Below are 18,980 nucleotides of genomic sequence, written 5' to 3'. Positions count from 1 at the left end.
TTGTACCACATAAGATAGTAATTTTAGTACTAAATTTATAAGACATTTAATCTAAACTCTAACAAAAATATAAATCATGATGTTAAAACTACCATATCGAAAAGGACTTTTTTTATTTCTTATTCTAAGTTATTTAAGTCCAAGTGCACAAAATGATATAAAATCCGAAGAAAAAAATCATCAAAAGGAGATTTCAACTATTCAATCTCTTCCTGAAAATTTGCCATCTAGTTTTTCAATACCAATTTCTTATTTGGGTGAAGAGATGACTTTAGAACTTGAGAAAAGTCTTTCTTATGGAAAAAACACCAGATTTTTAATTGATGACGGAACTGGTAAGTTGATTGAGGTAGAAAAACCTAAAGAATGTAGTTATATAGGTAATGTTAAAGAACATCCAGAGTATTTTGTTAATGCCATTATTTGTGAAAAAGGTTTAATAGGAACTATTGTTACTTCCGAAAGTGAAACTATAGAAATAAGACCATTATCAAAAAAACATAAGACTCATGAAATTTTTAGGGTTAAGACTGAAAATTCACATTTAGGAAAGGGTTGTATGTTAGGCGATAATCATGAAGCGCATGATTATTCTATGCCTAAAATTCAAAGTTCAGTTGCAAAAGCTACACCTTTAACTAATACTTCAAAGAGTTCAAATAAGCAATTGTTAAAAGAAGGAAGGGCGCTTACAGCAACTTTGCCGCCAACTACTATAATGGATGTGCTTGAATATGAAATTGGCGTAGAAATTGGGTCGAGATCTTTTTTTGCTGAAGCATATAATGAGGATTTGTCGGTAGCACAAGCTTCAGCGCAATCTATAATAGGTAATCTAAATAGGCGTTATCTTCATGGTTCTGGAGTTAAATTTACACTTGGTACTGTTATTATTAGAACTAATATTAGTACAGATCCTTTAAGAGACTTAGTAACTGGTACAGGAACCTCTTCTACAGCAAGTTCAAGTTTAGCGGCATTTAAAGATTATTGGAATAATAATCCAGGAGAAGTTGGTACAACACATGATGTAGCTGTTTATCATGTAAAATCAGCGCCTTCAGGCTTGGCATATGTTAATAAAGTAGCAACCCCATTTAAATATGGTACTATGGGAGGTAATGGAGCAACTAGTTGGGCAAATGGAACAGCAGTACATGAAGTTGGTCATATTTTTAATCTCAGACATACAAATAGTTCGGGTTTATTTTATGAGAACAGACCTAGGGTTAATTCGGGAGCTACTACTGCTGGAGGAAGAGATTATTGGATTAGTGTTATGCATGGTTCTGGAAATAGAAATATAGGGCGGTTTTCTACAACCGAGGCGCAAGTTGTAAGACAAGTGCTTAATAACAAGCGCTCAGCAGGAGATCTAGTGTCAAACCCGAGTCAAATACGTCCTTTTGGAGTTTATGATGAATATGATCTACCATCTAACAATCCAATTACTATAGATGTAATTGCAAATGATTATGATGTTAATAATGATGTGTTGGATGTTAGAATTTTGGATCAAGTAAGTAACCTTGGCGGAACTATTAGTCTTTCAGCAGGTACAGGTCCTGGGGGTAGAAACGAAATTATTTATACTCCACCAGCATCAGGGCTTATTGGAAAAGATTTTTTCCATTACACTGTTTTCGATACATCTGGAGGTACAGATTTTGGGGCTGTTTATGTGGGGAGTGAAGCTTCTCTTTTTGATGAAAATAGTGATCAGTTTAGATTTGATTTGGGAACTCGAACCTCTATAGTATGGTCTGATTATGATAGAGTACATGGAGACACATCTAATAGTTTGTATGGATGGACAGACACGACTAATATTGGTGATAGGGATCGCGGTAGTGACTCTGGGACTAACAATCTAAATAGAGACTTATGTCTATCTTCACAACCAGGAACTTTTGAAACAAAATTGCGTAATGGCAAGTGGAGGGTACTTATTACATTTGGTGATCGTTCTTATTCACACGATAATATATTTGTTAAAGCAGAAGGTGTTGATAGGTTGGAAAATATAAATAGTACAGCTGGTGCATATTTTAATGAAATATTTGAAGTAGATGTAACTGATGGGAAACTTTCATTAGAGTTTTCAGATCGAGGTGGGAGTGATGCTTATTGGACAGCTACCAGAATAATTTTAACTTATGTAGGGGCTTTGAGTGTAGGTGATAATAATTTTAAAAATGTTTTTTCTATATACCCTAATCCTGCAAATTCTATTTTAAATATCAAAATAAAAGATAATATAGGTGGGGCTTTGTCTATAGTAGATGTTTTAGGGAATATAGTATATGCAAAAAAAGAACTAGAAATGGTTGGAGGAAAAACGGCTATTGATGTTGATGATTGGTCTAAAGGAATCTATTTTGTGATATTTAAAACAGATAACAATAAGATTATTAAGAAAGTTATTGTTGATTAATAAGCCATATGAAAAAAGAGGCTGTCTAAAAAGTAAGTTTTTAGTTTAAATGTCACATTGAGCGCAGTCGAAATGCTTTAGTTTTCAAAACATTATAACTTCGACTGCGCTCAGTTTGACAATAATTAATTGCTTTTTAGACAGCCTCAAAACAAGTTTTTCTTTATAGTGAATAGATTTGTGATGTCATCGGTTTTAGGGTTGATATTCCAAACATTGAGATCTAATTCTTTTGCAGTGTTAATATTATCAATATTATCATCAATAAAAAGGCATTCTTCTGCACTTAATTTATTTTCATTTAGCGCAAATTCAAAAATGTCTTGATTAGGTTTCCTTAAACCAATTTCGTGTGATAAATAAAAAACATCAAAATAGCTTTTAAATGTTTCATAAAAAGAAATGTGTTTTTTAATCCAATTTATGTGAAGCTCGTTAGTATTGCTTAATAAAATAAGATTGTATTTTGAATCTGATTTAAGTTGTTTTAAAAAATCTAAACGGTGTATAGGGAAATCTTTCAACATAAAATTCCAAATATCAATGAACTCTTTGGTTGAAAGTTTTGGAAAATTTTCCGTGTAAAATTCAAGAAACTCAGCAGTTGAAATAAGACCTTGTTCGTAAAAGCTGTTAAAAGCAATCATTTCTTCTGAAAAAGTTTCAATTTCATAAGCTTTGAGAGCATGTTGCGTGTGGCCTTCTAGATTTAAGTTGATAAATACATTTCCGAAATCGAAAATAATAGTTTTAATCATTTCTGTAAACTTTAAGAATGTCAGACATAATTTTTTCTTCCGAAATTAACTTGCCTGAAAATGTTGGTGCTTTTACCCCTTTTTTGAATTCTGTGTTTCCTATGAAAACTCTAGTTTCGTCCCATATACTTTCATCTATGAAGGTTTGTAGTGTTTTTTGTCCACCTTCAATAATTACAGAAGTGATATCATTTTGATGTAAAACGTCACAAATTTGTTGAGCTATATTTTTACTAAAATCGAAATTGTTTATTGTAATCGTTTTAGCGTCATTGTTGAAAACTGAAAATTCTTTGGAGAGTTTTAAGTCTTTATCTAAAACAATCCTAATTGGATGGTTACCTTTCCAGTCCCTGGTAGTTAAACTTGGATTGTCTTGCAAAACAGTATTAGTGCCAACTAAGATAGCTTGTTCTTCGGCTCGCCATTTATGAACTAATTGTCTTGAATACTTATTAGTGATCCAAACAGGTTTCTGTTCTTCTCTGTTTTTGGGTGCTATAAAACCATCCTTGGTTTCTGCCCATTTTAAAATGATATATGGACGCTTTTTATTATGATATGTAAAAAAACGTTTATGGTGTTCTTTGCATACTATTTCTAAAACTCCAACAGTAACATTACAATGAGCTTCTATGAGTTTCTTAATTCCTTTACCAGCAACTTTTGTGTTGTCATCTATACATCCAATAACCACATTTGGAATTTTATGTTTGATAATAAGATCGCTACAAGGAGGTGTTCTTCCATAATGGGAACAGGGTTCTAGCGTTACGTATATAGTAGCATTTTTTAATAAAGCTTTGTCTGCAACAGAATTTATAGCGTTAACTTCGGCATGATTACCGCCATAGGGGCTTGTATAACCTTCTCCTATAATTTGATTATTATAAACAATAACAGAGCCAACCATAGGGTTTGGTCTGGTATAGCCTAAGCCGTTTTTAGCAATTTCTATACAGCGTTTTATATATGTTTCGTTATTAGTCAATCATTTATAGTTTAATCTTCACGTTTTCAGTTTTGTCTATATTGTAAGTAAACGAAACTCCTAAGGCTTTGTATATAATATCGCCTTTATATTGTACTTTAATTTTTTGATTGAATAAGCTGCCAAGAAATCCTCCAAGATTTTTGTTGCTAAAAATGCTATCGGTAGGAATGTTTGCTTTCAAGGGAATTGAAAATTCTTTTTTGGCAGGTACTTTAAAGCTTTTAGTTGATACTGTAGCCATTTCATTATCATTAATAAAAACCGCTATTTCGTCAGTTTTTAATTCACCACCAATATCATTTGGGTTTATAAAAAAAGCATCTGCTGTAAGAGTTATATGCTTTGAAGTCGATTCTTGGACTTTAATGTTTTCAACATATAAAAACTCTGGTTTTTTGTTAACCGAACAACTTATAAAAGCAAATAATATTGTTGATAAAATAATGATATTCCTCATCCTATTTTTTTAGATTTAAGTATCTTCACTTAGATAAAATTATACTTTTAAAAGTGAGTAAAGATACTATAGTTATTCGAGAAATTAAGCTTGAAGACAATCAACAAATAGAACAAGTTATAAGAGGTTGTTTTCACGAGTTTAAAATTCCATTAGAAGGTACGGCATATACAGATGAAGAAACTCCGAGAATGTTTGAGTCTTATCAAAATAGTAATGATGTATATTATGTGATTGATAATAATGGCGAGGTTTTAGGAGGAGGAGGAATTAAGCCTCTAAAAGATTTTGAAGCTGATGTTTGCGAAATTCAAAAGATGTATTTTTCTCCAAAAGTAAGAGGTAAAGGTTATGGTAAATTAATGTTTGAAAAATGTTTGCAATCAGCCAAGGAATTAGGATATAAACAATGTTACATAGAATCCGCACCACAACTTAAAGCGGCTATTCATATTTATGAAAGCTATGGTTTTAAACATTTGAAAAGCGGTTTAGGTAATACGGGACACTATTCTTGTGGTGTTTGGATGATAAAGGACTTATGAGCTTAAAAAAAATTCAGGACATATTTCATAAAGAATTAGGTGCTATTTATGGTAAAGAAGAGATAGATAGTTTCTTTTTTATATTAATAGAAACCTATTATTCAGTTACCAGAATGCAATTAGCTTTAGAGCCTGATTATAAAGTTGATAATAATGAGATTATTCTAAACGCTTTACAGTTGTTAAAAAAAGAAGAGCCTATACAATATATAGTAGGAGATACAGAGTTTTATGGGCTTCCTTTTAAGGTTAACAATAGTGTATTAATTCCAAGACCGGAAACAGAAGAACTTGTAGATTGGGTTTTAAAACAAGCAGAAAACACACAAGAAACGGTAACTAACTATACAATATTAGATATTGGAACTGGCAGTGGCTGTATTGCTGTTTCTTTGGCTAAAAGTTTACCAAATGTGAAGGTTTATGCTTTAGATGTTAGTAATGAGGCGCTTAAAATAGCAAAACAAAATGCTGAATTGAATCATGTTACAGTTGAATTTATAGAAGCAAATATTTTAGACACTGAGACTTTTAATGCTGAATTTAAAAATTTAAAATTTGATGTTATTGTGTCTAACCCACCATATGTTCGAGAGCGAGAAAAGGCATTTATGAAACCTAATGTCGTAAATAATGAACCGCATTTAGCATTATTCGTAAAAGATGAAAATCCTTTACAATTTTACGAAGCCATCACTCAATTTGCTTTGAGTAATTTAAAAAATGAAGGGTTATTGTTTTTTGAAATTAACGAGTATTTAGGTAATGATATGATACGATTACTTAAAAACAACAACTTTAATAATATAAAGCTAAAACAAGATATCTTTAAAAAAGATAGAATGATTAAAGCTGTATTTGTGGGCTAATAAAATATTGAAAACAATTCGTTAAAAGTAGAAACAAGAGCTGTTTTTGTAATCATTTAAATTTAAAGTAAAACGATGTGTTTAGAAAGGTGCCACATGAAAATAATTAAACAAAACCTAAAACATTGGCTGCATTATTAGTAAAAATTTTAAAAACTAAAGAAAGGCTATTTTTTATTGGTAATATTCGGGTTACTTGTATCCAGAGTGTTGAATAAAAAACTGATAAAAAGTAACTTTAGTAATAATTTCTTGGAACTCATTTTAGTATATTAGGAGCTTTAAAAAATAATCTATTACTTTTTAATGGGAACTAAGGAATTAATTGAAACTTTAAGAACGGAACTTAGAGAACATAACTACAATTACTATGTGCTTGATAGCGCAACGATTTCTGATTATGAATTCGATAAAAAGCTTAAAGAACTTCAGGAATTAGAGGCTAAACACCCTGAGTTTTTTGATGCTAATTCTCCTACCTTAAGGGTTGGTGGAGAGATAACTAAGAATTTTGAAACTGTTGTACATGAGCATCGTATGTATTCTTTAGATAATTCTTATTCTAAAGAAGATTTGCAAGATTGGGAAACCCGTATTAAAAAATTAGTGGATGGTGAGATTCAATATATATGTGAATTAAAATACGACGGAGCATCTATTAGTTTAACTTATGAAAATGGTAACCTTATTAAAGCGGTAACAAGAGGAGACGGCGTTCAAGGTGATAATGTAACTGCTAATATAAAAACCATTAAATCAATACCATTGCAGCTTAAAGGAGCTGACTATCCTGTAAAATTTGACATAAGAGGTGAAATTGTATTGCCCTTTGATGGTTTCAATAAAATGAACGAGGAGCGTATTGAAATAGGAGAAGAGCCTTATAGAAATCCTAGAAATACGGCTTCCGGTAGTTTAAAACTTCAGGATAGTGCAGAGGTTGCTAAACGTCCTTTGGAATGTTTCCTTTATAATATAACGGGTTCCAATTTGAATATTAAAACACAATTTGAAAGTTTAGAAAAGGCAAGAGCTTGGGGTTTTAAAGTACCAAATGCAGCAAAACTTGTTAATTCTATTGACGAAGTTCTGGAGTTTGTCGATTATTGGAATGTAAATCGCCATCATTTACCCTATGAGACAGACGGTGTAGTTATAAAAGTAAACGGTTTGCAGCAGCAAGAAGAATTGGGTTATACAGCAAAAGCTCCAAGATGGGCTATGGCCTATAAATTCAAAGCAGAGCAAGTTTCAACAAAATTAAATAGTATTACCTATCAAGTAGGGCGTACAGGAGCAATTACGCCAGTTGCTAATTTAGAGCCTGTAGAATTAGCAGGAACTACTGTAAAACGTGCATCGCTGCATAATGCGGATCAAATTGAAAAATTAGATATACGAGTAGGGGATGAGGTTTATGTTGAAAAAGGAGGAGAGATTATCCCAAAAATCCTTGGGGTAGATTTTACTAAGAGAATTCATGTTTCTCAACCAACAGTATACATTACACATTGTCCGGAATGTGAAACTGAACTTGTGAGACAGGAAGGCGAGGCTCAGCACTATTGTCCTAATTATAATGGCTGTAAACCACAGATCATTGGAAGAATTCAGCACTTTATATCGAGGAAAGCTATGGACATTGAAGGGCTGGGAGGAGAAACAGTTGCTCTTTTGGTAAATGAAGGTTTGATTTCTGATTATTCAGATTTGTATGAATTAACCAAAGAAGAAGTTATTCCTTTAGAACGTATGGCAGAAAAAAGTGCAGATAATTTGATTCAAGGGATAGCACTTTCTAAAAATATTCCTTTTGAACGTGTTCTGTTTGCTTTAGGAATTCGATACGTAGGAGAAACTGTTGCTAAAAAATTAGCTAAACATTATAAAAGTATTGAAGCAATAGCTAATGCTACAGAAGAAGATTTGGTTAATGTTGATGAAATAGGCGTTAAGATTGCAAGAAGTGTAAGTGTATTTTTTAAATCGGAAGTAAACTTGCATATAATTGATAGGTTAAAGCAATTTGGGGTTCAATTAGAATTGTCTGAAGAGCAATTAATTGGACAAACAAATATATTGGCAGGGGATGTAATTGTTATTTCTGGTGTTTTTGAGAATGTCTCACGAAATGATCTTAAAAAACTCATAGAAGATAACGGAGGTAAGTTAAGTAGTTCCATTTCTTCTAAAACAAGTTATATCGTTGCAGGGAGCAATATGGGGCCTAGTAAAAAGGAAAAAGCTGACAAACTTGGGGTACAATTAATAAGTGAAAATGAATTCTTACAAAAAATACAGTAATTCATCTAAAAAATCGACAAAACACATTTTTTAATCGATAAAAAGCATATTTTTACTATTTAATTGTAAAATTTCTCTATATTTGTCGATGAACCAAAAATCGCTATTATGTACAAGTCGAAAGTCTTGGTAGGATGTGTTTTGTTAATGTATGTATTATTTACCATCAATGAATTTAATGGAAATGATGCTCTTTCTTTTAGCCTAGATTGTTTAATAACTCCATTGATAGCACTAATGTATGTGATTTTTGTAAGAACAAAAAATATATTCTTTTTATTATTTATTTTATGTTATTCCATATCAGATTTAATGGGAATAGTAATATCTTTTATGCCGGATGATAAAGCAGGTAATTTGAATGACATAGATTATTTTGTAGGGAATTCATTATTCATACTTGCATATGTATTTTTGGTTGTAAAAATTAGTAAATCGCTAAGTCTATTTTATGTGCTTAAAAATTTTAAAATTCATTTAATTGTTTTAGCAATTTTGAATGTATATTTAGTATATGTTTTACAAGTAATATTGGAGCCTAATTTTAATATGGAAAATGAATATTATCTAGAGATGGTATACAACATTGTTATGCTTCTATTGTTATCTGTAGCATTATTGAATTATTTTTACAGAGATAATAAGAAGTCTTTGTATTTATTTATAGGAGCATTGTGTATTGTCTTTTCAGAAGTCATGCAAGTGGCGTATTTTTATATAGCACAAAGGAGCTTGCTTAACTTTATCTCTACTACGCTTACGCTAGTTGCTTTTTACTTTTTCTATCAACAAGCAAAACTATTAAATGTTTTGAATGAAGAAGAGAGGTATATGGCAATGGAATAAATACTATCCAGCCTTTTTTATAAACGGAATATCTTTTTTATATATATAAAGAATTACTGCCGAAAGTATAAACGTAACAATAGCAGTAATAAATAAAACACCTCCATCATTATTCACTTCAATTCCAAGCTGTGTTAAATGTATTAATATAGCGCCACTTATCACACCTAAAGTAAGTACAGCACCTGCCCATATGGTCTTGGGGATAAGTAAAAGTATACCTGCAATAAGTTCTAAAATTCCAATGCCAATTCTACCATAAGGTTCTAGGCCTACACGATTAAAAATATAGACACTATCTGGATGTGCAGTAAATTTAAAACGCAATGTTTGTATTAAAATAACGGCAACAATTATTCTTAAGACTAGAGGTAAATGTTTTTTCATTTTGAGTAAAATTTATAATCTTAAAATTTAGACGTTTTATTTACAGATACTTATCATTTCTGAATTCAATTTTAATAGATAAACGGTATATTTTTTAATTAATACCGATAAAAAGCATGATTTTATCGTTAAAAAAGAATTATATTTTTATATTTGGAATAACCTACTAACCTCAGAAACCATGAAAAATAGCCTTAACCTTACTTTCGATAAAACGTTTTTTTGTGCTTTATTAGGATTAATTGCAATAAATTTTTTTGTAGCTTTTACTCAAGATTCATTATTGTTAAAATCAACAATGGCTCTATTTATACCAGCATTTTTAATATTTTATCTTTTAAAGTATAAAATTCTAGGAGTTATTTTTATTTCTTTTTTATTGTTTGCATTCTTGGGAGATCTTTCATTAACTTTTTTTTCAAATGAAATTTATATTAAAGTTTCCAGTATTCTTTACTTTTTAAGCTATTTGTATTTAATTGCCATAGTTATGCCAAAGTTTAAGCTGTTGAAAATAGACAAATTGATAGGGCTTTACCTATTAGGTGTTTTTGTAATAAATGTATTCTTCTTATACACCTTATATAGTGTACTAAAAGTTATTATTCCAGATCAAACAGAAGTACTTTTATTTGGTTTAAAAAGTTTGGCTTTAATTATACTAGCCTTTATCTCTTTTGGAGTGTATTTAAATACACAAACAAAACAATCTATTTTATTTTTAGTGGCTGCAATTTTTATAGGGTTTTCTACTATTTTAAATTATGTTAACCTTTATTACTTGTACCATTGGAGTTTTGAATTGCTTTATAGAGCGCTTTATGCAGTAGGACTCTATTTTATTTTTAAATATATGATTGTTGATAATAGGTATAAAGCGACTATTTATAAGTTAAGGGAAAGATATTCTTCAGACAATATTTTAGCTTAAACTATTATTGAAGTTCCGTTTGCTGAAATATTCTTGCTCGAATCAAAATGAAAATCAATTTTACCAAGATTAATACCGTAACATCCAACTTGGTTTACAAGCATATTTTTTTCTTCAATATTTTTAACAATAGTTGGTTTTGATAAAAAGGTATGAGTATGTCCGCCAATAATTAAATGGATGTCTTTAGTGGCGGCAGCTAATTTTAAATCACTTATTTTATTTGGGTCTTTTTTGTAGTTATATCCTAAATGGGATAAACAGATTACTAAATCGCAGTGTTCTTCTGTTTTTAAAATTCTAGACATGTCTTGAGCAGTCTCAACAGGGTCTAAGTATTTTGTTTCTTTGAACATGGATGGATCAACCAGTCCGTTTAGTTCTATTCCAAGTCCAAAAACGCCTATTTTTATGTTATCCTTTTGGAATACTTTATATGGTTTTGTATGCGTGTCCATTATAGTATTAGAAAAGTCATAATTGGCTGAAACAAATTGAAATTTTGCATGCTCTAGCTGTGCATATAAACCATCAATACCATTATCGAAATCATGATTGCCTATAGTAGCAGCATCGTATTTTAGTTTACTCATTAATTTAAATTCTAATTCACCACCATAATAATTAAAATAAGGTGTGCCTTGAAAAATATCGCCCGCATCCAATAATAATGTATTCGGATTTTTTTGTCTAATAGATTCAATTAAACTAGCTCTTCTGGCAACCCCTCCTTTATTGGCATTTCTACCATCTTCAGGTCCAAAAGGATCAATATGACTGTGTACATCGTTAGTATGTAGAATCGTTATTTTTTTAGATTTTGATGCGGTTGTAAAAGACTGTAAGCCTAAACCGCCAAGGGTTACTAATGCAGTTCCAGCAGAGGCTTGTTGTATAAAATCTCTACGCTTCATATACTTTTTATTTTATTTGAATGAATCTGTTGTCTATTACTGGCTTAATGGTATCTATCTTTTTAAAATTATCAATTAAAGCATTTCTAATTTTGTAATTTAAGACGTACAGGCTGTCGTTCGTTTTAAAAAATGTCATATTGTCTCCACCGTTGTATAAATAATCATTAGTTACTACATAATATATTTTATCAGATTTAATGTTTTTATCTTTTATTTTAACGTCAATTATTTTATCATTTCCGTTTATTGTTAATTTGAGTTTAGATATGGGATGGGGTCTCTTTTTTCTAATCAAGTAATTAATCAGGCTGTCTATTTGATTCTTTTTTAAAGCAACTACGACTATGCTATTTTCAAAAGGCATTAATTGATAAGCGGTTCTTTTGGTTACGTTTCCTTTTGATAAAATAGACCGAATTCCTCCATGATTGAGCAATACCATATCAATGTTTTTACCGGTTCTTTTTTTAAAAATAGGATTAGCTTCGCTATAAATAGCATCAGCCATAAAATTTCCAAGAGCCGTATTAAGTGCCCCATCGTTTTTAGAGTAGGTGTTAGCAGAATAAGCTAAAACACTATCTAAATCCTTTTGAATATGATTCCTATAAGGTTTTATAAAGGCTTCAATTTCAGAACTAGCAATTAGTGTATCTGTAATTTGAATTTGTTCTCCTTCAATTTTCGCTAATTCAAATTTTACCTGCTTACAATTAAAAAGGTTAAAAAAATATAACAAAAAAATTAAATGTGTTAACCTCATATATAAAAGAATATTTTGAGTGTACTTTTGCTACCTTTGTGCAAAAGCATAAAGATAAATGATTTTAAAGGGTTTTAAAGAAAAATCTAATGTAAAGCACTTAAACAAATTGTTATCAGAACGACACGTAACTGTTACTGATAAGAAAATTGAGAGCTTGGGTGTTATTTTAAACATTGATGAAATTGATGACTTTAAACTATTTAGAGTATTTGCCGATTTTTTAAAAATTCGTGATAATAAATTAAAGATCATAGCTTTTTCTGAAAATGATAAAGATACTTTGACGTCATGGGATGTTTGTTTTAATCCTAAAGATTTTGGCTGGAAGGGCGCCATTAATAATGTAGAATTGCAAACATTTTTAGATACTAAATATGATGCTTTAGTTAGTTACTATACAAAAGATGTTTTAGAACTAAAGATGATGACAGCAAAATCTAAAGCACAATTTAAAATAGGCATTGCACAAAGTGATGAGCGTTTAAATGATTTAATTATTAAAACAAAGCTGAAAGAATTTAACGTATTTAAAGAAGAGACTATTAAATACCTAACCATATTAAATAAAATTTAAGAATGAATAGTAAGTTTTTAGGAACTGGAGTTGCCTTGGTTACACCTTTTAACTCAGATTTGAGTGTAGACCATAGTGCCTTAGCAAATATTGTTAATTTCAATATCGATAATGGCACCGATTATCTTGTGATTTGTGGTACAACAGGAGAAAGTGTAACACTTAGTAAGCAAGAAAAAAAAGAGGTAATTAAGACTATTTCTGAGACTAATAATGGTCGTTTACCCTTGGTTTTAGGAATCGGAGGAAGTAATACAGCAGCGATTATTGAAGAAATAAAAACAACAGATTTAAGTAATATAGATGCTATTTTATCTGTATCGCCATACTATAGTAAACCAACTCAAGAAGGTGTTTATCAGCACTTTAAAGCTATCTCTGAGGCTTCACCAATAGATGTTATTCTGTATAATGTTCCAGGTAGGACATCAAAGAACATGGAAACAGAAACGACCATACGTTTAGCTAATGATTTTAAAAACATTATAGGTGTTAAAGAGGCAGGAAACAATGTTTCTCAATATTTAGAGTTATTAAAGAATAAACCAGAAGATTTCTTAATTATTTCGGGAGATGATGATTTAGCTTTGGGAATTGTTTTGGCAGGTGGAGCAGGTGTAATTTCAGTAATAGGGCAGGCATTTCCTAAAGAATTTTCAGAGATGATACGTCTAGGCTTAAAAGATGAAGGAAAAGAAGCGTATAAACTTCATTATAAACTAATGGATGTTATCGGGTATATTTTTGAGGAGAATAATCCAGCAGGGATTAAAGCTGTTTTTGAAGCCTTAAACCTGTGTCAGGATACCGTAAGATTACCAGTGGTTCCAGCATCTAATCAATTAAAAGAAAAGATAAGAACTTTTATAAATAAGTTTTAGGACTGTTAAATAATACTTAAACCTTATGATTGCTGACTTTTAGCAGTTATTTTAGCTTTGAAATAATATTTTTTAAATCCATATTAATAACTTAATTTTGCGTTCTGTTAAAAATCTATCAAATAGTCATGATTGATATTTCGATATTATTGAGATGTTAATGATGAAAATTAAGATTGATCTTTTAAAACAGAGAAGATAACAAATGAAAAAGCTTTTTTACATATTAATAATATTTGCTGTTTTTAACAGTTGTAGTGAATACCAAAAGGCATTAAAATCTGAGAGTATTGCTGATAAGTTTAAAATTGGCGAAGCGCTTTATAACGAGGATAAATTTTCAAAAGCTAACAGGCTTTTTGCCCAAATTGTACCTAAATATAGAGGGAAACCACAAGCTGAAAAACTAATGTATTTGTATTCTAATTCATTCTATAAAATGAAAGATTATTATGTTGCAGGATATCAGTTTGAGCGTTTTGCATCTAGTTATCCAAAAAGTGAGAAGTTAGAAGAAGCCTCTTTTTTAGGAGCAAAAAGTTATTATATGTTGTCTCCTGCTTATAGTAAAGATCAAAAGGAAACAAAAGAAGCCATTGAGAAACTTCAAGAATTTATAAATTTGTTCCCTGAGTCTGAATTCCTTCCAGAAGCAAATAAATTAGTTAAAGAATTAGATTATAAACTTGAAAAGAAAGCATATAGTATAGCAAAACAATATAATCGCATATCCGATTATCCAGCATCAATAAGATCCTTTGATAATTTTATTTTTGATTTTCCTGGGTCTACGTTTCGTGAGGAAGCTTTGTTTTATAGACTAGATTCTGCTTTCAAATTGGCGATTAACAGTAGAGAGTATAAAAAGACCATTGAGGGAATAATAGTCCCTTTAAAAAAGAATCGTCTTAATAAAGCAAAAGAATATTATATTTCATTTAAAAAACTATATGTTGATTCTAAGCATATAGAAGAAGCTAATGTTATGGCAACGGCTTTAGATGAAGAATTAAAAAATTATAGCACTAAAAGTTAAATAACAATGACAATGGATTTAAAAAAAACCAATGCTCCAGTTAATACAGTAACGTACGATAGAAATCAGATTGACGAACCAACAGAGAATATCTACGAGTCAATTTCCATAATAGCAAGGCGTGCAGAGCAAATTAACACAGAGATTAAAAAAGAACTTATTGATAAGTTGGAAGAATTTGCAACTTATAACGATAGTCTTGAAGAAATCTTTGAAAATAAAGAGCAAATTGAGGTTTCTAAATTTTACGAAAAATTGCCAAAACCTCATGCATTAGCTGTTCAAGAATGGTTAACAGATAAAGTTTATTTTAGAAATACTGAGGAAGATTCTCAGGAATAATTTTTAAAATGTCAATATTAAGCGGCAAAAATATACTTTTAGGCATTAGTGCTGGTATTGCCGCTTATAAAACTGCTTCACTAGTAAGGTTATTTATTAAAGCAGGTGCTAACGTAAAAGTAGTTATGACACCAGCTTCTAAAGATTTTATAACACCTTTAACCTTATCAACACTTTCAAAACATCCTGTATATTCGTCTTTTACAAATGAAGAAGATGATAACGCTATTTGGAATAATCATGTAGATTTAGGTTTATGGGCCGATATTTTCGTAATAGCCCCAGCCACTGCTAATACGCTTTCTAAAATGGCAAATGGTACAAGTGATAATTTTTTGCTAGCAACATACTTGTCGGCAAAATGTGCGGTGTATTTTGCCCCGGCAATGGACCTGGACATGTATAAGCACCCAAGTACAATAGCTTCTTTTAATACTTTAAAAGATTACGGGAATATTATGATTCCAGCTACAAGTGGAGAATTAGCAAGTGGTTTAGTTGGAGAGGGTAGAATGGCAGAGCCGGAAGATATCATTACTTTTATTGAAAATGATATTTTAGATAAACTCCCATTAAAAGGAAAAAAAATACTTATAACGGCAGGACCAACTTATGAAGCTATTGATCCGGTTCGTTTTATAGGAAACCATTCTAGTGGAAAGATGGGGTTTGAAATAGCCAAAGCATCAGCAAATTTAGGAGCCGAGGTTGTTTTAGTTACAGGTCCCACACATCAAAAAGTTTCACATGGTTTAATACAAACAATTCCGGTTGTTAGTGCACAAGAGATGTATGAATCTGTACATACGTATTTTCAAGATGTAGATATAGCTATACTTTCGGCTGCAGTAGCAGATTTTAAACCAAAAGAAGTTGCTTCTCAAAAAATAAAAAAGAAGGCACCTACGTTAACTTTAGAGTTAGAAAAAACAAAAGATATTTTAGCTTCTTTAGGAGAGATTAAGAAAAACCAATATTTAGTTGGGTTTGCATTGGAAACTAATAATGAACTTGAGAATGCAAAAGGAAAATTAAAAAGAAAGAATTTAAATTTAATTGTTTTAAATTCGTTAAACGATAAAGGAGCAGGTTTTAAAAGGGATACAAATAAAGTTACTTTTATTGACAATAAAGAAGTTATTACAGAGTTTAAATTAAAATCTAAAGCAGAAGTAGCTAAAGATTTATTAAATAAAATTATAGAACAAATACATGCGTAGTTTTTTAGTTGTTTTAATATTTTGTCTCGGAATTAAAGGATTTTCGCAAGAACTAAATTGTAATGTTGTTGTAAATGCACAACAAACAGGTAACGAAAATTTTCCAATTTTTAAAACTCTAGAAAAACAACTAAAAGAGTTCATTAATAATACAAAATGGACTAAAAAAACATTTAAAGCACAAGAACGTATAGATTGTAGCATGGTTATAAATGTTAATAACTATAGTGGCGAATCGTTTCAAGCATCAATTCAAGTACAATCATCCCGTCCGGTTTTTGGTTCATCTTTTACAACACCTATCTATAATTTCAATGATAAAGATTTTAATTTTAGGTATCTAGAATTTCAAAATCTAATTTTCAATCCCAATCAATTCGAATCCAATTTAATCTCAGTATTAGCATATCACGTCTATATGATTTTAGCGTTAGATGCGGACTCTTTTTCTAGAAAAGGAGGGGATCCTTATTATACACAAGCACGAGTGATTACAAATTATTCACAACAGGGTAATTTTAGAGGATGGAAATTAGAAGATGGCTTACAAAGTAGATTCGCTCTTATAGATAATGTGCTATCCCCAACTTTTAAAGAGTATAGAGAAGTTCTATACACTTATCATAGAAACGGTTTGGATATTATGGGAGAGAATGCAAAAGAAGGTAAGGAAAAGATAGCAGCTTCATTACAGTTATTCAAAGCTATGAATAGTCGTAGACCAAATTCTTTTATTTTGCGAACTTTTTTTGATGCCAAAGCTGATGAGATTGAACAAATCTTTACTAATGGACCTAATGTAAACATTACCAGTGTCATGGAAACACTTCAAAAAGTAGCACCAATGCATAGTAGTAAGTGGCAAAAGATTAAGTTTTAAGTTATTCCACATTTTAAAAAAGCTTTCATTATATTTATTTCCGAAAATTTAAGAACAAAAAATAACTTTGTTAACATCACTTTCAATAAAAAATTACGCTTTAATAGATACGCTTCATGTTGATTTTAACGATGGTTTATCTATAATTACAGGAGAAACCGGTGCAGGAAAGTCCATTCTTCTTGGAGGGTTATCATTGATTTTAGGGAAACGTGCCGATTTAAATAGCTTAAAGGATACTGCGCAAAAATGTATCATAGAAGCTGTTTTTAATATTTCTGATTATAAATTAAAATCAATTTTTAAAGCCGAAGATCTAGATTATGAGCCGCAAACTATTATTCGTAGAGAAATTTTGCCTTCTGGGAAATCAAGGGCATTTGTAAATGATTCACCTGTTAACTTAAGTAGTTTACAAGTGTTGGGAGCGCGTTTAATAGATATTCATTCACAGCATCAAACATTGGAGCTAACTAGTAATGAATTTCAGTTTCAAGTAATTGATGCATTAGCAAAACATGAAGATGTTTTACAAAATTATAAGGAAACATTAAAAGCCTACAAAATTCTTCAAAAAGAACTGAAAGAACTTTTAACCTTTCAAGCCGAAGCAATTAAAGAACATGATTATAATTCGTTTTTATTAAATGAATTAGTAGAAGCTAATTTAGTTGATGGCGAATTAGAAACCCTGGAAGAAGAATACGAAACCCTCAATAATATTGAAGGGATAAAAGAAAAATTAGAGGAAGCTCACCACTTGTTAAGTGATGAAGAAGTTGGAGCTTTATCTACATTAACCGCATTAAAAAATGCATTTCAAAAACTGTCTGGATATTCATCCAAATATGAAGATTTATTTAATAGAATTAATAGCAGTTTAATAGAAATGGATGATATCTTTAATGAAGTTAATACGCTGCAAGATAATTTAGAAATAGATCCAGATAGGTTACAAACGGTTGATTCGAAATTAAAAATACTTCATAATTTGATGCAAAAACATGTGGCCATTAATATTTCAGAATTGATTAAAATAAAAAATGAGCTTGAAGAGAAAGTGTTGGTAACAGAAAACTTAGAGGATACTATTCAGAAAAAACAATTGGAAATAGATTCTAAAATCTCAGAATTAAACACAATTTCTAAAGCAATCAATAAAAAGAGAACTGAAGTTATTCCAAATTTAAAAGAACAATTAGAAAATATCTTAGTAGGTTTAGGTATGCCAAACGCGCAGTTTAAAATAGAAATGAACTATAGTGATACTTTTTTCGCAAATGGGAAAGATGAATTATTGTTTTTATTTTCGGCAAATAAAGGAGGTCATTTTAACGAACTTAAAAAAGCAGCTTCAGGCGGGGAATTGTCAAGAATTATGTTGGCAATAAAATCCGTTTTATCAAAATATATAAAGCTCCCTACCATTATGTTTGATGAAATTGATACTGGTGTTTCGGGAGAAATATCAAATAAAATGGGAGATATTATGTTGCAGATGAGTAAAACCATGCAAGTGTTTTCTATCACACATTTACCACAAATTGCAGCGAAAGGGCATTCGCATTTTAAAGTTTATAAGGAAGATGTAAATAATGCCACGCAAACCAATCTTATAAAGCTAAATCATGATGAGCGGATTGTAGAAATTGCTCAAATGTTAGGTGGCTTGGAAATGTCTTCATCAGCTATTGCTCATGCTAAAGAATTGCTGAATTGAAAAAACTTTAGAGTTTAAAAAAATTAAAGTTTAAAGTTTAGTACTTTTGGGCTTTTAAAATTAATTAAGACAACAATTACCCAATTTTCCCCTTGGGGAAATGTCCGGAGGACAAAGGG

The 18,980-nt window shown here is 30.6% G+C and carries 19 protein-coding genes; 13 read left to right on the top strand and 6 right to left on the bottom strand.

Features of this window, described 5'->3' with window-relative positions:
- Window positions 1-76: 76 nt before the first annotated feature.
- Entirely contained in the window at window positions 77-2,434 is a 2,358-nt protein-coding gene (locus EM932_RS14560) for a T9SS type A sorting domain-containing protein (protein WP_135877925.1), read from the top strand.
- Window positions 2,435-2,580: 146 nt separating this feature from the next.
- Here the strand turns inward: EM932_RS14560 and EM932_RS14555 are convergent, their stop codons facing one another.
- The 3 genes from EM932_RS14555 to EM932_RS14545 are packed head-to-tail and all read right to left on the bottom strand — an operon-like array spanning window position 2,581 to window position 4,643.
- On the bottom strand, window positions 2,581-3,192 hold the full coding sequence (locus EM932_RS14555) for an HAD family hydrolase (protein WP_135877924.1): 612 nt from the start codon (window positions 3,190-3,192) through the stop codon (window positions 2,581-2,583).
- On the bottom strand, window positions 3,185-4,183 hold the full coding sequence (gene ribD, locus EM932_RS14550; protein ID WP_135877923.1) for a bifunctional diaminohydroxyphosphoribosylaminopyrimidine deaminase/5-amino-6-(5-phosphoribosylamino)uracil reductase RibD: 999 nt from the start codon (window positions 4,181-4,183) through the stop codon (window positions 3,185-3,187). Before ribD ends, EM932_RS14555 begins: the two co-directional genes overlap by 8 nt.
- A 4-nt stretch (window positions 4,184-4,187) precedes the next feature.
- Window positions 4,188-4,643, bottom strand: a complete 456-nt coding sequence (locus tag EM932_RS14545; RefSeq protein ID WP_135877922.1) for an LEA type 2 family protein — start codon at window positions 4,641-4,643, stop codon at window positions 4,188-4,190.
- A 53-nt stretch (window positions 4,644-4,696) separates the two neighbouring features.
- Between EM932_RS14545 and EM932_RS14540 the strand changes: the two genes are divergently transcribed.
- The 4 genes from EM932_RS14540 to EM932_RS14525 all read left to right on the top strand — a co-directional run bounded on the left by EM932_RS14540 (window position 4,697) and on the right by EM932_RS14525 (window position 9,207).
- Window positions 4,697-5,188 (top strand): GNAT family N-acetyltransferase, encoded by a 492-nt coding sequence (locus EM932_RS14540; RefSeq protein WP_135877921.1) that lies wholly within the window; start codon window positions 4,697-4,699, stop codon window positions 5,186-5,188.
- Window positions 5,185-6,057: a peptide chain release factor N(5)-glutamine methyltransferase gene (gene prmC / locus EM932_RS14535; RefSeq protein ID WP_135877920.1), complete on the top strand. Its 873-nt coding sequence runs from the start codon at window positions 5,185-5,187 to the stop codon at window positions 6,055-6,057. The genes EM932_RS14540 and prmC overlap by 4 nt, the downstream gene beginning before the upstream one ends.
- A 306-nt stretch (window positions 6,058-6,363) precedes the next feature.
- Window positions 6,364-8,361: an NAD-dependent DNA ligase LigA gene (ligA, locus tag EM932_RS14530; RefSeq protein WP_135877919.1), complete on the top strand. Its 1,998-nt coding sequence runs from the start codon at window positions 6,364-6,366 to the stop codon at window positions 8,359-8,361.
- 108 nt (window positions 8,362-8,469) lie between these two features.
- Window positions 8,470-9,207: a hypothetical protein gene (locus EM932_RS14525; protein ID WP_135877918.1), complete on the top strand. Its 738-nt coding sequence runs from the start codon at window positions 8,470-8,472 to the stop codon at window positions 9,205-9,207.
- Window positions 9,208-9,210: 3 nt separating this feature from the next.
- Here EM932_RS14525 and EM932_RS14520 read toward each other — a convergent pair whose 3' ends face one another.
- On the bottom strand, window positions 9,211-9,594 hold the full coding sequence (locus EM932_RS14520) for a DoxX family protein (RefSeq protein ID WP_135877917.1): 384 nt from the start codon (window positions 9,592-9,594) through the stop codon (window positions 9,211-9,213).
- Window positions 9,595-9,775: 181 nt separating this feature from the next.
- Between EM932_RS14520 and EM932_RS14515 the strand changes: the two genes are divergently transcribed.
- Window positions 9,776-10,525: a hypothetical protein gene (locus EM932_RS14515; RefSeq protein WP_135877916.1), complete on the top strand. Its 750-nt coding sequence runs from the start codon at window positions 9,776-9,778 to the stop codon at window positions 10,523-10,525.
- Here the strand turns inward: EM932_RS14515 and EM932_RS14510 are convergent.
- Window positions 10,522-11,439 (bottom strand): bifunctional metallophosphatase/5'-nucleotidase, encoded by a 918-nt coding sequence (locus EM932_RS14510; RefSeq protein WP_135877915.1) that lies wholly within the window; start codon window positions 11,437-11,439, stop codon window positions 10,522-10,524. The two genes, EM932_RS14515 and EM932_RS14510, sit on opposite strands and share 4 nt — an antisense overlap.
- Window positions 11,440-11,446: 7 nt before the next feature.
- A complete protein-coding gene (locus EM932_RS14505) occupies window positions 11,447-12,181 on the bottom strand; it encodes a 5'-nucleotidase C-terminal domain-containing protein (RefSeq protein ID WP_246041079.1) in 735 nt (244 codons plus the stop codon).
- A gap of 82 nt (window positions 12,182-12,263) precedes the next feature.
- On the opposite strand from EM932_RS14505, the gene EM932_RS14500 reads away from it, so the two are divergent.
- The 7 genes from EM932_RS14500 to recN all read left to right on the top strand — a co-directional run bounded on the left by EM932_RS14500 (window position 12,264) and on the right by recN (window position 18,861).
- Window positions 12,264-12,782 carry a DUF6913 domain-containing protein gene (locus EM932_RS14500; protein ID WP_135877913.1) on the top strand — a complete coding sequence of 173 codons (519 nt, stop codon included), beginning with the start codon at window positions 12,264-12,266 and terminating at the stop codon, window positions 12,780-12,782.
- A 2-nt stretch (window positions 12,783-12,784) separates the two neighbouring features.
- Window positions 12,785-13,663 (top strand): 4-hydroxy-tetrahydrodipicolinate synthase, encoded by an 879-nt coding sequence (gene dapA, locus EM932_RS14495; RefSeq protein WP_135877912.1) that lies wholly within the window; start codon window positions 12,785-12,787, stop codon window positions 13,661-13,663.
- 205 nt (window positions 13,664-13,868) lie between these two features.
- Entirely contained in the window at window positions 13,869-14,699 is an 831-nt protein-coding gene (locus tag EM932_RS14490) for an outer membrane protein assembly factor BamD (protein ID WP_135877911.1), read from the top strand.
- Between the two features lie 12 nt (window positions 14,700-14,711).
- Window positions 14,712-15,041: a DNA-directed RNA polymerase subunit omega gene (locus EM932_RS14485; protein WP_135877910.1), complete on the top strand. Its 330-nt coding sequence runs from the start codon at window positions 14,712-14,714 to the stop codon at window positions 15,039-15,041.
- An 8-nt stretch (window positions 15,042-15,049) separates the two neighbouring features.
- Window positions 15,050-16,261 carry a bifunctional phosphopantothenoylcysteine decarboxylase/phosphopantothenate--cysteine ligase CoaBC gene (gene coaBC, locus EM932_RS14480; RefSeq protein WP_135877909.1) on the top strand — a complete coding sequence of 404 codons (1,212 nt, stop codon included), beginning with the start codon at window positions 15,050-15,052 and terminating at the stop codon, window positions 16,259-16,261.
- Complete coding sequence (gene porD, locus EM932_RS14475) at window positions 16,254-17,141, top strand: type IX secretion system protein PorD (RefSeq protein ID WP_135877908.1); 888 nt, start codon at window positions 16,254-16,256, stop codon at window positions 17,139-17,141. The genes coaBC and porD overlap by 8 nt, the downstream gene beginning before the upstream one ends.
- Window positions 17,142-17,208: 67 nt before the next feature.
- Window positions 17,209-18,861, top strand: coding sequence for a DNA repair protein RecN (gene recN / locus EM932_RS14470; protein WP_135877907.1), 1,653 nt, complete (start codon window positions 17,209-17,211; stop codon window positions 18,859-18,861).
- Window positions 18,862-18,980 lie beyond the last annotated feature (119 nt).

The sequence above is a fragment of the Flavivirga rizhaonensis genome (assembly GCF_004791695.1).
Classification (GTDB): domain Bacteria; phylum Bacteroidota; class Bacteroidia; order Flavobacteriales; family Flavobacteriaceae; genus Flavivirga; species Flavivirga rizhaonensis.
This window is presented reverse-complemented; position numbering and strand designations above follow the sequence as displayed.